Below are 15,141 nucleotides of genomic sequence, written 5' to 3'. Positions count from 1 at the left end.
TCGGTGCATTTAAACCAAAGAGGCGACAATGAGCATTTCGGCTGCACAGGTCAAAGAACTCCGCGACTTGACCGGCGCGGGCATGATGGATTGCAAGGCGGCGTTGACCGAGACCAACGGCAACATGGAAGAGGCCGTCGACTGGCTGCGCAAGAAGGGCATTTCCAAAGCCGACAAGAAGGCCGGGCGCACCGCGGCTGAAGGCCTGATCGGCGTTGATTCCGGCGTTCGCGAAGCGGCCGTCGTGGAAGTCAATTCCGAGACCGACTTCGTTGCCCGCAATGCCGCGTTCCAGGAAATCGTCGCCAATGTAGCCAAGGTTGCTCTGGCCTATGGCACGACAGAGGCTGTGGCTGCCGCAAAGTATCCGGGTTCGGACAAGTCTGTTGCCGACACCATCAAGGACGCTGTCGGCACCATTGGCGAAAACATGGGCTTCCGCCGCTCGGCCAAGCTCACCGTTCCGCACGGCGCTGTCGCTACCTACGTTCACAACGCGGTTGCCGACGGCCTTGGCAAGCTCGGCGTGCTGGTCGCGATCGAGACCACGGGCAATGAGCATGCCGCCAACGCCTTTGGCCGCCAGGTGGCCATGCATGTTGCCGCCACCAACCCTCTGGCGCTGACCGCAGAGCAGATCGATCCGGCCGCGGTCGAACGCGAGAAGGCTATCTTCTCCGACCAGGCACGCCAGTCCGGCAAGCCGGAAGCGATCATCGAGAAGATGGTCGAGGGCCGTCTGCGCAAGTTCTACGAGGAAGTCGTGCTCCTGAAGCAGGCCTTCGTGCTCAATCCCGACATCACCGTCGAGAAGGCGCTGAAGGATGCCGAGAAGGAGATCGGTGCGCCGGCCAAGATCACCGCCTACCTGCGCTTTGCCCTGGGCGAGGGCATCGAGAAGGAAGAGACCGATTTCGCCGCGGAAGTCGCTGCAGCGGTCAAGAAATAGCCCTTTCCTGGGCTCACGAACTCAGGCAACTCGGCCGGGTGTCCGCAAGGAGGCCCGGCCGATTTCTTGTGCGGTGTCGATAAAGGCCCTGAGCTTCGGCGCCATCGCCGCCCGGCGAGGGAAATAGAGGAATAGCCCCGGTTCCTCGATCGCCGTCTGCGGCAGCACCTGGACGAGGCGGCCCGCGGCAAGATCGGCGCGCGCCAGCGGCTCGAACACATAGGCAAGCCCGACGCCTGCAAGCGCAAGATCGATTGCTGCGAGCGAATCCGTCACGACAACGCTGCCCCGCGTCTCCATGGCGATGTCCTTGCCATCCTCGATCAAATCCCAGCGATAGAGCGCACCGGAGCGGACGAGCCGGTAGCCGATACAATTGTGGTTCGCCAAGTCGGCAACGCCGCCCGGACGGCCGTGCCTTCCGATATAGGCGGGCGAGGCGACGATGACGACGGAGAATGGCGGCGTCAGCCGGACCGCAACCATGTCCTGAGCGATCATCTCGCCAAGCCGGACGCCGGCATCGAAGCCTTCGCCGACGATATCAACCAGACCCTGGTCAGCGAAGACCTCGATCGTAACCTCCGGATAGCGCTCGGCCATCGCCGCGACCACCGGCGTCACCGCGAATGGTATCGCTATGTTGGAGGCGTTGATCCTGAGCAGGCCAGACGGCCTGCCTTTGACGCTGCGGATGCGGTCCATCCGCTCGGCAATATCCTGCAGGGCCGGAGCCGCCGTTTCCACCAGCGCCTTGCCGGCCTCGGTGAGCGAAACGCTGCGCGTCGTGCGGGGCGAACAAGGGCTGGCCGATCCGCTCTTCGACAATGCGCACCGCATGGCTGACCGCCGAAGGGCTCATGCCGAGTTCGGCGGCGGCAAGCGCGAAACCGCCACGCCGGGCAACGGCGACCACGACAGGAAGATGGCTGAGCAGATCGCGATCCATTCATGAATGATATCGCATGGTCTTTGCCAACAATGCAACCTTATCGATGCCAAGGCGGTGGTCCACATTGTCGCCAACTCACCGGCGATCGGCTGATGACACTGAGGAGACGAGACATGAACACGTTAAAGCACGCAACTTTCACGGCAGGCATGGCGTTGGCGCCGATGGATGCCGGTGGGGCGGAGCCATCAGACTGGCGGGCCCTCGCAGACAAACGCGCGGTCATTCGCATTGCCGATGCCATCGACCGGGCCGTCGACGCCCAGGACTGGAAACTTGCACGCGGCTATTTTGCGGATCGGATCACCGCCGACTTCAGCAGTCTCTCCGGACAGCCAGCGGCCAACATCGCCTCCGACGATCTGATTGGCGCTTGGGCGGCCAACCTCAAGGGCAGCAAGACAAGCCTGCATCTGCGCAGCAATCACCAGGTCGCTCTCAAGGCGGACACGGCGACTGTCCTGTCGAACGGCTATGCTTGGAACCGGATGGAAGGCAATGGCGACCCGCTTTGGGAGGTCTGGGGCACCTATGAGCATCACCTGACGCGTTTTGCGGATGGCTGGAAGGTCGATGGCTTCGCGTTCCACATGACACACGAGCGCGGCAATCCCTGGGTCAAGAACACTCCGGGCCAGTGACGCGCGGGGGTATCTATCACCAAGCATTGGAAGACGATCATGACCATGACCTACTACACTCTTGGCAACAGCGGCCTCAGGGTCAGCCGGCTGGCACTGGGCACGATGACTTTCGGCAAGGAATGGGGCTGGGGAGCCGACAGGGATACGGCGCGGGCGATTTTCGACGCCTATGTCGAGGCGGGCGGCAATGTCTTCGACACGGCGGATCTCTACACAGATGGCACGGCCGAAGTCTGGCTTGGTGAATTCATCGCCGAGCGCGGGCTGCGCGACACGGCGGTGATCGCCAGCAAGTTCACCATGAACATGCAGCCCGGCAATCCGAATGCTGGCGGCAACGGCCGCAAGAACATAATGCGGGCCGTCGATGCTTCGCTGAAACGGTTGGGGACCGACTATATCGATCTCTATCTCATGCATGTCTGGGACAGGCTGACCCCGGCTGAAGAGGTCATGCGCACGCTGGACGACCTGGTTCGGATGGGCAAGATTCGCCATGTGGGACTTTCCGATGTGCCCGCCTGGTACGCGGGTCGCGCGCAGGCGATCGCCGAATTGCGCGGATATGAGCCGGTTTCGGCGCTACAGCTCGAATATTCGTTGGCCGAACGCGCGATCGAGAACGAGTTCGTGCCATTCGGCACGCGCCATGGCGCCGGCATCATGGTGTGGAGCCCGCTGGCCAGCGGTTTGCTGAGCGGCAAGTATCGACCGGCCCAGACCGGAAATGGCCGCCTCGACGGATTTCGCAACTCGACGCATCCGGGTTTCCAAAAGTTCACGCAACGCAACTGGGCTATCGTGGCGGAACTCGAGAAGGTCGCATCCGAGATCGGCCGCAGCATGCCTCAGGTCGCGCTCAACTGGGTGGCGACGCAGCCGGGGATCGCAACCGTCATCCTCGGTGCGACGACGCTCAGCCAAATGCATGACAATCTTGGCGCGCTGGATTTCGAGATTCCGAAAGCGCATCGCGACCGGCTGGAGAGAGCCAGCAGAACTCCAGCGCCGTTTCCCTATTCCTATTTCGGTTCGCAGATACAGGCGCGCGTTACCGGCGGCGCGACAACCGGCGACAAGCCCTCCAACTACGCGTCACCGGTGCTTATCGAAGGAGAGTCGGCCAGCGTGTCCACCAATTGATTGATGGGACGGGAAACCGGCAATTTGCCGTTTGGGCGCCGCGGGACATCGCGGCGCCCTTCGTGTATCGGAACGCCATTGTTTCGAGGCGGCACCAGCGCGAGGTAGCCACCTGGAACGCGCCACACGCAAAATGACGAGGCCCAGATGACGGTGAAGCCCCTCTACCGACGTGTCTTGCTGAAAGCGTCGGGCGAAGCGTTGATGGGCGAGCAGCATTTCGGCATCGACGTGTCAGTGGTGGATCGCATCGCCGGCGACATCGCCGAGGCGCGCGCATTGGGCATCGAGGTTGGCGTCGTCATCGGCGGCGGCAACATCTTTCGCGGCGTGGCCGTTGCCTCCAAGGGCGGCGATCGTGTCACCGGCGACCACATGGGCATGCTTGCCACGGTAATCAATTCGTTGGCGCTGCGCACGTCATTGAACAAGATCGGCGTCGACGCCGTGGTGCTTTCGGCGATCGCCATGCCCGAACTTTGCGAGAGCTTTTCGCAGCGCCAGGCGACCGCCTACATGAACCAGGGCAAGGTGGTGATCTTTGCCGGCGGCACCGGCAATCCGTTCTTCACCACTGATTCGGCCGCCGCCCTCCGCGCGGCTGAAATCGGCGCCGACGCTCTGTTCAAGGGCACTCAGGTCGACGGCGTCTACTCGGCGGACCCGAAGAAGGACCCGAATGCGACGCGTTTCGAGCGCATCAGCCATGGCGAAGTCATAAATCGCGGCCTTTCCATCATGGATACTGCTGCGATTGCACTTGCGCGCGAAAACAACATTCCGATAATCGTCTATTCGATCCACGAAAAAGGTGGTTTCGGCGATATTCTGAGGGGCGGCGGCCGCTGCACGGTCGTCGCGGACGATTGATCGGCGGCCTGACCCCGAAAAGGGAAGCCGGTTTTCGAAAGTTCGATTCGAAGACGGCCCCGAAGCAGTGAGCCCGCATTAGACGGGTCGAGGAGATAAAGATGAGTGGTGAGTACGACGATCTCAAGCGGCGCATGGATGGGGCTATTGCCGCGTTCAAGCATGATCTGGCCTCGCTGCGGACCGGTCGCGCCTCCAGCAATCTGCTCGATGCGATCCAGGTGCAGGCCTACGGCACCAGCATGCCGATCAATCAGGTCGCCAACGTCTCGGTGCCGGAGCCGCGCATGATCTCGGTATCGGTATGGGACAAGTCGATGGTTGGCGCGGTCGACCGCGCGATCCGCGAATCCAATTTGGGGTTCAACCCGATCGTGGACGGCACCAATCTCAGGATTCCACTTCCCGAACTTAACGAACAGCGCCGCAAGGAACTGGTCAAGATCTCGCACACCTACGCCGAGAACGCCCGTGTCGCCGCGCGCCATGTGCGCCGCGACGGCATGGACTTCCTGAAGAAGGCGGAGAAGGACGGCGACATCAGCGAAGACGATCAGCGCAAGCGCTCGGACCAGGTCCAGAAACTTACCGACGAGACGATCAGCACCATCGACCACCTGCTTTCCGATAAGGAAGCTGAAATCATGCAGGTTTAGGGTCATGGCCGCCGGCTGACCCGAAAGCGAGAACATGGCAACGCCCGCGCATGTCGCGATCATCATGGACGGAAACGGACGCTGGGCCAAGGCGCGCGGCATGCCCCGTCTTGCGGGGCACCGTGCCGGTGTCGAGGCGCTGCGCAAGACGGTGCGCGCGGCACCTGGGCTCGGCATTTCCTACCTGACCGTCTATGCTTTCTCGTCGGAGAATTGGTCGCGGCCGAAGTCCGAGGTCAGCGACCTGATGGGCCTCCTGAAAATGTTCATCCGCCGTGACCTTGCCGAACTGCACCAGAGCGGTGTGCGGGTTAGAATCATCGGCGACCGGGCAGGGCTGCAGTCTGATATCAGGGGACTGCTCGATGAGGCCGAAACGCTGACGGCCGCAAACGAATCGCTGACGCTGGTGATCGCCTTCAACTATGGCGGACGAGACGAAATCGTTCGCACGGCGCAAAAGCTTGCGGCGGCCGTGGCGCGTGGCGAACTCGACGCCGAGGCGATATCAGCCGAAAGCTTTGCCGGCGCGCTTGATACGCAAGGCATTCCCGACCCGGAATTGGTCATTCGCACCAGCGGCGAGCTTCGGCTGTCGAACTTCCTTCTGTGGCAAGCCGCCTATAGCGAACTCGTCTTCCTGCCTTGCTACTGGCCCGACTTCAGCCGCGAGCACCTTGCCGAGGCCTTGCGTGAGTTTGCTGGCCGCGAACGCCGTTTCGGCGGACTTGGCGGCCAGGACGTCGCTTCGCGACCGGCCGCGGGATGAGCAATCTTCAACTGCGTATCGTTTCGGCGATCGTGCTCGCCATCATCACTCTCGGCCTGACCTGGATCGGCGGTTTGCCGTTCCGGCTGCTGTGTGCCGTGATCGTAGCGGCGATCTTCTATGAATGGACCCGCATGTCGCGGCCAACCGGGGCAACGGACCTGGGTTTCCTGCCGGAAGCACTGCTGGTTGTCTTCATTGGCGCCTTGATTGGCGGCTTGGCCGCCTCCTGGCTGCTGCCGCTTGTGGCGGCCATTGTTGCCGCAACGGCGATAGCCGCCTCGGTTCGCAAGACCGGACAATGGGATGCGAGCGGCCTTGCCTATGCCGCGGTTTCAGGCCTGTCGCTCGCCTTGCTGCGCGATGGCGATCGTTCAGGCCTCATTGCCATCCTGTTCCTGTTCGCGGTCGTCTGGGCCACCGATATCCTTGCCTATTTCGTGGGGCGCGCCGTTGGGGGGCCGAAACTGGCGCCCTCTATCTCGCCCGGCAAGACGCGCAGCGGCGCACTCGGCGGCGCTGTCGGCGGCGTCGTCGCCGGGCTGGTCCTCGCCGCAGCTGCCGGTGTCGGCAATCTGGTATTGCTCGGCTTGGTCGCGCTCGTGCTGTCGATTGTCTCGCAGGCAGGCGACCTGTTCGAATCCTGGATCAAGCGCCGCCATGGCCGCAAGGATTCGGGGGCGCTCATCCCGGGCCATGGCGGCGTCATGGATCGTGTCGACGGGCTTGTCGCAGCGGCATTCGCCCTATACGTCATCGGCTGGATTTCGGCGAACGCCGATCATCCGGCGCAGGGTCTGTTTCCCGTTTGAGTGGTATCATTTCAGGTCCGTTGCGCGATGCGCCTTGGATTCGCCCGGATTGGTGTCACAGTCACGGCGCAGCCTGCGCCGTGGAAGAATTTGAGGGTTTGTCTTGAACGAGATTCTTCACGCGTTTTTCAGCACAGAAGGCTTTGTCCTGGGCACGCTGGTGCCGTTCCTCTTCGTGCTGACCGTGGTCGTGTTCGTCCATGAAATGGGCCATTACCTTGTCGGGCGCTGGTGCGGCATCGGCGTCAGGGCCTTCTCGATCGGCTTCGGCCCGGAACTCTTCGGCTTCAACGACAGCCACGGCACGCGCTGGAAACTGTGTGCGATACCGCTTGGCGGCTATGTAAAATTCGTCGGCGACATGAACGCTACATCGAGCCAGCCCACGTCGGAAGAAATTGAAACGCTGACCGAGGAAGAGCGCAAGGTCGCCTTCCACACGCAGCCGATCTGGAAGCGCGCGGCAACGGTGGTGGCCGGACCGTTGTTCAATTTCCTGCTGACGATCGTCGTCTTTTCCGTACTGTTCACCGCCTATGGCCGCTATGTCGCCGAGCCCATGGTGGCAGAGGTGACCGCCGACAGCCCGGCGGCGAAGGCCGGCATTCTTCCCGGCGACCGATTCGTCAGTGTCGACGGCAACAAGGTCGAAACCTTTGGCGACGTCCAACGCCTGGTCTCGGGCCGAGCCGACGACGCAATCACCTTCGTCATGCTGCGCGAGGGCCAGGAGGTCACTGTGACCGCGGCGCCGCGGCTGATGGAACAGGAAGACGCGCTCGGCAACAAGGTCAAGGTCGCCGTGATCGGTGTCGTCAACAACAAGGAACTCGGCCAGCCGAGGCTCATCACCTACACGCCGGTCGGAGCGGTCGCGGCGGCGGTCGAGGAAACCGGTCACGTCATCCAGCGCACCGGCCAGTTCCTGCAGCGCTTTGTTGTCGGGCGCGAAGACAAATGTCAGCTGGGCGGTCCGGTGAAGATAGCCGACATGGCGGGCAGGGCTGCGAAACTGGGATTCGAATGGCTCGTGCAGTTGGTTGCACTGCTATCCGTTGGCATCGGAATTCTGAACCTTTTGCCGATTCCCCCCCTCGACGGCGGTCACCTCTTGTTCTACGGGGTGGAGGCTGTCATTCGCCGTCCGGTGTCGGAACGGATGATGGAAATGGCCTATCGGGCCGGGTTGCTTCTGGTGCTGTGCTTCATGGGGTTCGTTTTTTGGAACGATCTGTTTGGGTGCTGAAATCATGAAGAAATTTGGCTTCTGCATGGACGATGTTGAGACGCCGTTTACCATGCAAGGGGATATGAGTGACGCGAAAGCCACGCCGCAGGGTTAAGTAAATACAAATTAACCAGAAGCCTTGCGTGTAGGGAAAATCCGGTTAATACGGTAGGGGAAATTACCGCACGTCCGGTTTTCTCGCCGTGGGGACTACGAGAAAAGGTTATTAAGCCCGATGAAGGCAGCATCCAAGTTTCTAAGCGCCGCGTCCGCGGTGACCCTGTCCGCGGCCTTGGTCGTGCCAGGCGCGCTCGCAGTGCAGTTCGTTGCCACATCGGCGGCTGAAGCCGCTGTCGTCAGCAGAGTCGAAGTGAGCGGCAACCAGCGTATCGACGCTGAGACCATCCGCAATTACATCACCATCAAGCCGGGCAAGGCTTTCTCCAGTTCCGATATCGACGGTGCGGTCAAGGCACTGTTCGGCACAGGTCTGTTTTCGGACGTGCAGATCAACCAGGTCGGCTCGACGCTGGTGGTCAAGGTTGCCGAATACCAGGTTGTCAACCAGGTTTTGTTCCAGAACAACAAGAAGCTCAAGGACAATGCGCTTGCGGCGGCCGTGCAGCTGAAGCCGCGCGGAACGTTCTCGCAGGCGACGCTCGATGCCGACGTGGAATCGGTCAAGGCAGCCTACAAACGCATTGGTCGCGACGATGTGACCGTCACGACGCAGGTCATGCAGCTTGGCGACAACCGCGTGAACGTGGTCTTCAACATTACTGAAGGCGACCGCACGCAGATCGCGGCGATCAATTTCGTCGGCAATAGCGCCTATTCCAGCCGCCGCCTGTCGGATATCATCAACACCAAGCGTTCGTCCTGGGTTTCCTTCATTCTGCGCGACGACGTCTATGACGACGACAAGCTGCGCGCCGACCAGGAGTTGCTGCGTCGCTTCTACTACAATCACGGCTATGCCGACTTCCAGGTCGTGTCCGCAGTCGGTGAACTCGACAGCGCGACGAACAAGTACACGGTGACCATCACCGTCCAGGAAGGCGACCGCTACACGTTCGGTGATGTCAGCGTCGAGAGCTCGATCCCTGAAGTCGACGGCAAGTCGCTGGAATCGGTGATCGAGACCCACAAGGGTGACGTCTACAACGCCAAGAACGTCGAGGATTCCATCATCGCGCTGACCGAGAAGGTGGCCGGTTCCGGCTATGCCTTCGCGCAGGTCACGCCGCGCGGCGACCGCAATTTCGAGAACCACACCATTTCGGTTGTCTATACGATCGACCAGGGCACCAAGGCCTATATCGAGCGCATCGAAATCCGCGGCAACGATCGCACGCGTGACTATGTCATTCGCCGTGAGTTCGACGTCAGCGAAGGCGACGCCTTCAACCAGGTGCTCATCCAGCGCGCGAAGAAGCGTTTGGAAAACTTGAATTACTTTGAGAAAGTCGACATCTCGACCGTGCCGGGCTCGCAGCCCGACCAGGTCGTTCTGGTGGTCGATGTGGTCGAGAAATCGACCGGCGAGTTCTCGGTGGGCGCTGGTTATTCGACCGGTGGCGACACGGCCGGTCCGTCGGTCGAAGGATCGGTGACCGAGCGCAACTTCCTCGGTCGTGGCCAGTTCATAAAGCTGTCGGCGGGCGGCGGCAAGAATTCACGCGACTACAGCCTGTCCTTCACAGAGCCTTATTTCCTCGGGCGGCGCATCGCCGCCGGCTTCGACATCTATAAGTCGACGCGGCAATACGACAACAACTACGACAGCGACACCACGGGTGCGACGATCCGTTTCGGCCTGCCGATTACCGACAGCATCACGACCCAGTTGGCGTACAACATCTCGCAGGAAAAATACGAAGTTGACGATGGTTGCTTGACCGACGGGGTTTATGTTCCTGGCAGCCCTTGCAATATCTCAACCGCGATCCTTGATGGCATCGATCAGAGCCCTTGGATCAAGTCCTCGGTTAGCCTGGGACTTGTCTACAACACCATCGACGACATGAAGAACCCGCATGAGGGTATCTATGCCAACACGACCGTCGAAGTGGCCGGTCTCGGCGGTGATGCCAAGTTCGTGAAGATCACGGGACGCGGCAGCGTCTATCAGACGTTGTCCGAGTCGCTTGATCTTGTCGGCCTTATTTCGGGCGGCGCCGGCCATGTCGAGGGTTATGGCAGTGACGGCCTGCGTATCTTCGATCAGTTCCAGAGCACGGACCGCATGATCCGTGGTTTCGCGTATGGCGGTATCGGGCCTGTGGATCCTCTCACGGGTGACCATCTCGGCGGCACGACCTACTTCAATGCCTCTGCTGAAGCCCAGTTCCCGCTGCCAGTCGTTCCGGAAAGCTTCGGCCTTCGCGGTGCTGTGTTTGCTGACGCGGCCACTCTCTATGGCAGCAAGGTTACAAGCGTCGCTCAGGAGTCAACGGACATGCAGTTGCGTGCCTCTGTTGGTATCGGCCTGATGTGGGCGTCGCCGTTCGGTCCGATCCGTATCGACTATGCGATCCCGGTCAAGAAGGAAGCGCGCGACGACGTGCAGGAATTCAACTTCGGCATATCGACCCGCTTCTGATCGGCGGCCAACGATGCTCCCGGGTCTTCAGGGTCCGGGAGAAATGTTCCGACCTAGCTGGATATAGCTTCTGGAATGACCGATCCGGTGTTCTTCGCGCCATCACGCCGGTATACGGCGGGCGAAGTCGCGAATCTGACCGGCTCGGTGCTCGTCGATTCCGGCCACTCCGATATTTCGATCGAAGCCCTCGCGCCGGCCAGCGAGGGCGGCGAGAATGCGCTCGTCTTTGTCGACGGCAAGCGTAATTCCGCGCTGATGCCGTCGCTGCGGGCAGCCGCGGTCCTGTGCCCGGCGGAATTTGCCGGCAAGGCGCCGGCAAGCGTTGCCGTTCTGATTCATCCGCGTCCGCAACAGGCCTTCGCGCTGGTCGGGCGTCTGCTGTTTCCGAGGGCGGCGACACCAGGGCCGATGACCAGTGAAACCGGCGTCTCGCCGCATGCTCATGTCGACGCGACCGCGCATGTCGAAGCCGGTGCCGTCATCGAAGCCGGCGCGGTCATCGGGCCAGGGGCTTCGATCGGCAGCGGTACCGTCATCGCCCCGAATGCGGTCATCGGACCATCCTGCCAGATCGGCCGCGACGGCTATGTCGGTCCGGGCGCCAGCATCCAGTATGCCTTGATCGGCAATCGCGTCATCATTCATGGCGGCGCCAGGATAGGCCAGGATGGTTTTGGCTTCGTCGGCGGGGCCAAGGGGCCCGAACGCGTGCCGCAGATCGGCCGTGTCGTTATTCAGGACGATGTCGAGATCGGCTCCAACACCACCGTCGATCGCGGCGCCATGTCCGATACGATCATCGGCCAAGGCACAAAGATCGACAATCTTGTGCAGATCGCCCATAACGTCCGCATCGGCCGCAATTGCATAATAGCCGGGCTTTCGGGTATTTCGGGTTCCGTGGTGGTGGGTGACAATGTCACCATGGGCGGCGGCGTCGGGCTTGCGGATCACCTGACCATAGGGACAGGGGCCAAGCTTGCCGCCAGAAGTGGATTTATGAGCAATGTCCCTGCAGGCGAGATCTGGGGCGGCTATCCGGCACAGCCGATGGCGGAAGCCATGCGGGAGATAGCCATGCTGCGCAAGCTCGCCAGGACCCGCAAACAGGGCGAGGGAGGCAATGGCTGACATGATCGCGTCGACGACGCTGGAAGCGGTCGACATCATGGGGCTGATGAAGCTCCTGCCGCACCGCTATCCGTTCCTGATGATCGATCGTATCGTCGACATCGATGGCGACGAATCCGCCATCGGCATCAAGAACGTGACCATAAACGAGCCGCATTTTCAGGGCCATTTCCCTGAGCAGCCGGTCATGCCGGGTGTGCTCATCGTTGAGGCGATGGCGCAGACGGCCGGCGCCATCTGTATCCGCAGCCTGGGTACCGAAAAGCCGTCGCTGGTCTATTTCCTGACTATCGACAACGCCAAATTCCGCAAACCGGTCGTTCCCGGCGACCAGTTGAAGATCTATGTCAAGAAAATCAAGAAACGCGGCAACCTGCTCAAATTCGCTTGTGAAGCCATGGTCGACGGCGCCAAGGCGGCCGAGGCCGAGATTTCAGCCATGATGGTCACCAGCGACTGACGATCGAGTGCTTATGAAAATCAAGACATCCATTCATGCTTCCTCCATTGTCGAGGAAGGCGCCCAAATCGGCCAAGGCGCGCGCATCGGGCCGTTCTGCCATGTCGGCGCCGATGTGGTGATCGGCGACGACGTCGAACTGGTCAGTCATGTCTCGGTGATGGGCGCGACGTCAATCGGCGCCTCGACCAAGGTCTACCCGATGGCGACATTGGGCGCGCCGCCGCAGAACACCAAGCACAAGGGCGGCCGAACCATCTTGGTCATCGGCAGGAACTGCACGATCCGCGAAGGCGTGACCATGCATCTCGGTACCGATTCCAGCCGCGGCGAGACGACGGTCGGCGACAATGGCAATTTCCTTGCCTACGCCCATATCGCCCATGATTGCGTCGTCGGCAACAATGCGACGTTCGCCAATGGCGCAACGCTGGGCGGCCACTGCGAGGTCGGCAACAATGTCTATATCGGCGGCCTGACCGCAGTGCATCAGTTTGTCCGCATCGGCGACAACGCCTTTCTGGGCGGTTGCTCCGCGATCGTCGGCGATGTCATCCCCTTTGCCATCGCGGTCGGCAACCGCGCCAGCCTGCGCGGTCTCAACATCATCGGCCTCAAGCGCTCCGGCCTGCCGAGGTCCGAAATCCTTGTGCTTCGCAAGGCTTACAGGATGATCTTCGATCGTTCCCGCACTGTTGGCGAGAACATCGAGTTCGCCAAGGCGGAGTTCGCGTCGTCGCCGACCGCCATGAAGATCATCGATTTCATCACCAGTCGCGGCAAGCGGCACTACGCTGTGCCGTCGCTCAAGGGCGGCGATGGCGACGATGTCGATGACGAAGACTGAGACAGCGGCAGCGCGTCTTGATCTTCCGCCGGGCTCCAGGGTCGGCATCATTGCCGGCGGCGGCAGTCTGCCGGTCGAAGTCGCGGCCGGTTCGGCTGAACAAGGTTATCCGCCCTTCGTCATCCTGATGGAAGGCGAAGTCGACCGCATCGCGGAACTCTCCCGATACGATCACGAAAACCTCGCTCTGGAAGGTATAGGCTCGCTCGTCCCATTGCTGCGGCGGCACCGGATCACCCATCTGGTGCTTGCAGGCGAGATCAAGCGCCGGCCGCGATTGCTTGCGCTGCGCCCCAGTCTCAGCCTGCTCGCGGTGATTCCTTTGGTCGTCATGGCGCTCGCGCGTGGCGATGATGGTCTTCTAAAGATCTTGGCACGGGGCCTCGAAGCGCGCGGAATAAAGGTCGTTGGCGCCCACGAAGTAGTCCCGAATCTTGTCGCCGCCGAAGGCGTGCTGACCAAGGCCGAACCGCGAAAATTGGACTGGCGCGATATTGAGGCGGGCCTTGCGGCAGCAAAGGCCATCGGGGCGCTGGATGTCGGCCAGGCGGCGATCGCCGTTGGCGGCCGGGCAATCGCGCTGGAAGGCATCGAAGGAACAGCCGGCCTGCTTGATCGTGCGAAGCTGCTGCGCGGCCACGGCCGTATTGCGGGCAAGACCCGCGGCGTCCTCGTCAAGTGCGCCAAGCCTGGTCAGGAACTGCGCGCCGATCTTCCATCCATCGGTCCGCAGACGGTCGAGGCAGCGCACGCGGCCGGGCTCGCCGGCATTGCCGTCGAGGCGGGACGCTCGCTGATCCTCGAAGGTCCTGGAACCATCGCACGCGCCAATGCACTCGGCCTGTTCGTCCTTGGCCTGCCTGTCGCCACGGAGCCGCGCAATGGCTGACAGGGCATTGAAGATCGCGATCGTTGCCGGAGAGGAGTCCGGCGACCTGCTCGGCGCCGACATAGTACGCTCGCTCAGGCAGGCGGCCGGGCGCGAGGTGCAACTCGTCGGCCTCGGCGGCCGTCATTTGCAGGCGCTGGGACTGGTCTCGCCATTCGATGCCGGTGAGATCGCCCTCATGGGGTTCAGTGCCGCCCTGCGCGACCTGCCGCGCCTGATACGGCGGATCAGCCAACTGGCCAAGACCGTTGCCGACGAAAAGCCCGACTGCCTTGTCACCATCGACAGTCCGGACTTTTCGTTGCGCGTCGCCAAAAAGGTGCGTGCGGCCAACCCGTCGATTCCGATCATCCACTATGTCTGCCCGAGCGTGTGGGCGTGGCGGCCGGGCAGGGCGTCGGCGATGAAGCCCTATGTCGACCACATCCTCTGCATCCTGCCTTTCGAGGTCAAGGAGCTCGAGCGGCTCGGCGGGCCACCGGGCACTTATGTCGGGCATCGCCTGACCCACGATGCGGGCTTGCTGGCCGCAGCCAACGCGCAGGAGCTGCCGCGCGACCTTTCTCCTGATCGCGTCAAGACCCTGCTCGTCCTGCCCGGTTCGCGGCGTGGCGAGGTACGGCGGCTGCTCGACCCGTTCGGCGAGACGGTGTCGATTCTGCGTGCGCGTGGCCACCGCCTGCGGCTGCTGCTGCCGACCGTTCCGCATGTCGCCGACCTCGTCAAATCCTCCGTCAACCGCTGGGATGAAAAGCCTGAGATCATCGTCGATCCCCAGCGCAAATGGCAGGCTTTCGGCAAAGCCGATGCGGCGCTGATCGCGTCCGGGACGGTATCGCTGGAACTGGCGCTGGCCGGCGTGCCGATGATTTCCTGCTACAGGCTCGACCCGGTCGCGCGCGTCTTGGCGCCGTACCTCGTTTCCGTCTGGTCGGCGCTGCTGCCCAATCTGATATCGGATCGAGCGCTTATTCCGGAATTCTACGACGGCTACATCAAGCCGAACAATCTGGCCCGGCAATTGGAAGCCCTGTTCGCCGACAGCGGCATGCGCGCCTGGCAGAAGAATGGATTTGCAGAGATCACGCGGCGCATGGCGACGGATAGACCGTCCGGCGAGATCGCCGCGCAGGTGGTGATGCGGTATATCAAGAGAGGGAATAGTCAGTAGGGAGTAGGGAAGTTG

At 61.9% G+C, this 15,141-nt stretch carries 14 protein-coding genes and 1 pseudogene; 14 read left to right on the top strand and 1 reads right to left on the bottom strand.

What is annotated here, in order from left to right; genetic code table 11:
- Positions 1 to 28 precede the first annotated feature (28 nt).
- Positions 29 to 949: a translation elongation factor Ts gene (gene tsf, locus NKH52_RS07345; protein ID WP_352735452.1), complete on the top strand. Its 921-nt coding sequence runs from the start codon at positions 29 to 31 to the stop codon at positions 947 to 949.
- A 21-nt stretch (positions 950 to 970) separates the two neighbouring features.
- On the opposite strand, the pseudogene NKH52_RS07340 reads toward tsf, so the two are convergent.
- A pseudogene (locus tag NKH52_RS07340) lies at positions 971 to 1,898 on the bottom strand (LysR family transcriptional regulator).
- 116 nt (positions 1,899 to 2,014) lie between these two features.
- Here NKH52_RS07340 and NKH52_RS07335 point away from each other — a divergent pair.
- The 13 genes from NKH52_RS07335 (at position 2,015) to lpxB (ending at position 15,126) form a co-directional block, all read left to right on the top strand.
- Positions 2,015 to 2,542: a nuclear transport factor 2 family protein gene (locus NKH52_RS07335; protein WP_352735453.1), complete on the top strand. Its 528-nt coding sequence runs from the start codon at positions 2,015 to 2,017 to the stop codon at positions 2,540 to 2,542.
- A 39-nt stretch (positions 2,543 to 2,581) separates the two neighbouring features.
- Positions 2,582 to 3,688, top strand: a complete 1,107-nt coding sequence (locus tag NKH52_RS07330) for an aldo/keto reductase (protein WP_352735454.1) — start codon at positions 2,582 to 2,584, stop codon at positions 3,686 to 3,688.
- A 147-nt stretch (positions 3,689 to 3,835) separates the two neighbouring features.
- A complete protein-coding gene (pyrH, locus tag NKH52_RS07325; RefSeq protein WP_013531760.1) occupies positions 3,836 to 4,558 on the top strand; it encodes a UMP kinase in 723 nt (240 codons plus the stop codon).
- Positions 4,559 to 4,659: 101 nt separating this feature from the next.
- On the top strand, positions 4,660 to 5,214 hold the full coding sequence (gene frr / locus NKH52_RS07320) for a ribosome recycling factor (protein WP_027044549.1): 555 nt from the start codon (positions 4,660 to 4,662) through the stop codon (positions 5,212 to 5,214).
- Positions 5,215 to 5,248: 34 nt separating this feature from the next.
- Positions 5,249 to 5,983, top strand: coding sequence for an isoprenyl transferase (locus NKH52_RS07315; RefSeq protein ID WP_023812930.1), 735 nt, complete (start codon positions 5,249 to 5,251; stop codon positions 5,981 to 5,983).
- Positions 5,980 to 6,795, top strand: a complete 816-nt coding sequence (locus tag NKH52_RS07310) for a phosphatidate cytidylyltransferase (protein WP_352728363.1) — start codon at positions 5,980 to 5,982, stop codon at positions 6,793 to 6,795. The genes NKH52_RS07315 and NKH52_RS07310 overlap by 4 nt, the downstream gene beginning before the upstream one ends.
- A gap of 103 nt (positions 6,796 to 6,898) precedes the next feature.
- Positions 6,899 to 8,041: an RIP metalloprotease RseP gene (gene rseP, locus NKH52_RS07305; protein WP_352728365.1), complete on the top strand. Its 1,143-nt coding sequence runs from the start codon at positions 6,899 to 6,901 to the stop codon at positions 8,039 to 8,041.
- A gap of 217 nt (positions 8,042 to 8,258) precedes the next feature.
- On the top strand, positions 8,259 to 10,625 hold the full coding sequence (bamA, locus tag NKH52_RS07300; protein WP_352728367.1) for an outer membrane protein assembly factor BamA: 2,367 nt from the start codon (positions 8,259 to 8,261) through the stop codon (positions 10,623 to 10,625).
- Between the two features lie 75 nt (positions 10,626 to 10,700).
- Complete coding sequence (gene lpxD, locus NKH52_RS07295; protein ID WP_352728368.1) at positions 10,701 to 11,759, top strand: UDP-3-O-(3-hydroxymyristoyl)glucosamine N-acyltransferase; 1,059 nt, start codon at positions 10,701 to 10,703, stop codon at positions 11,757 to 11,759.
- Positions 11,752 to 12,219: a 3-hydroxyacyl-ACP dehydratase FabZ gene (gene fabZ, locus NKH52_RS07290; protein WP_013531753.1), complete on the top strand. Its 468-nt coding sequence runs from the start codon at positions 11,752 to 11,754 to the stop codon at positions 12,217 to 12,219. Before lpxD ends, fabZ begins: the two co-directional genes overlap by 8 nt.
- A gap of 13 nt (positions 12,220 to 12,232) precedes the next feature.
- Positions 12,233 to 13,066 carry an acyl-ACP--UDP-N-acetylglucosamine O-acyltransferase gene (lpxA, locus tag NKH52_RS07285; RefSeq protein WP_352728370.1) on the top strand — a complete coding sequence of 278 codons (834 nt, stop codon included), beginning with the start codon at positions 12,233 to 12,235 and terminating at the stop codon, positions 13,064 to 13,066.
- Positions 13,038 to 13,955: an LpxI family protein gene (locus tag NKH52_RS07280; RefSeq protein WP_352442398.1), complete on the top strand. Its 918-nt coding sequence runs from the start codon at positions 13,038 to 13,040 to the stop codon at positions 13,953 to 13,955. The genes lpxA and NKH52_RS07280 overlap by 29 nt, the downstream gene beginning before the upstream one ends.
- Positions 13,948 to 15,126 (top strand): lipid-A-disaccharide synthase, encoded by a 1,179-nt coding sequence (gene lpxB, locus NKH52_RS07275; RefSeq protein WP_352728372.1) that lies wholly within the window; start codon positions 13,948 to 13,950, stop codon positions 15,124 to 15,126. The genes NKH52_RS07280 and lpxB overlap by 8 nt, the downstream gene beginning before the upstream one ends.
- The last annotated feature ends 15 nt before the right edge of the window (positions 15,127 to 15,141 follow it).

The sequence above is a fragment of the Mesorhizobium sp. M1066 genome (assembly GCF_040318635.1).
In the GTDB taxonomy this organism is placed as follows: Bacteria; Pseudomonadota; Alphaproteobacteria; order Rhizobiales; family Rhizobiaceae; genus Mesorhizobium.
The sequence above is the reverse complement of the archived record's forward strand: the minus strand, read 5'-3'. Positions and strand labels throughout refer to the sequence as shown.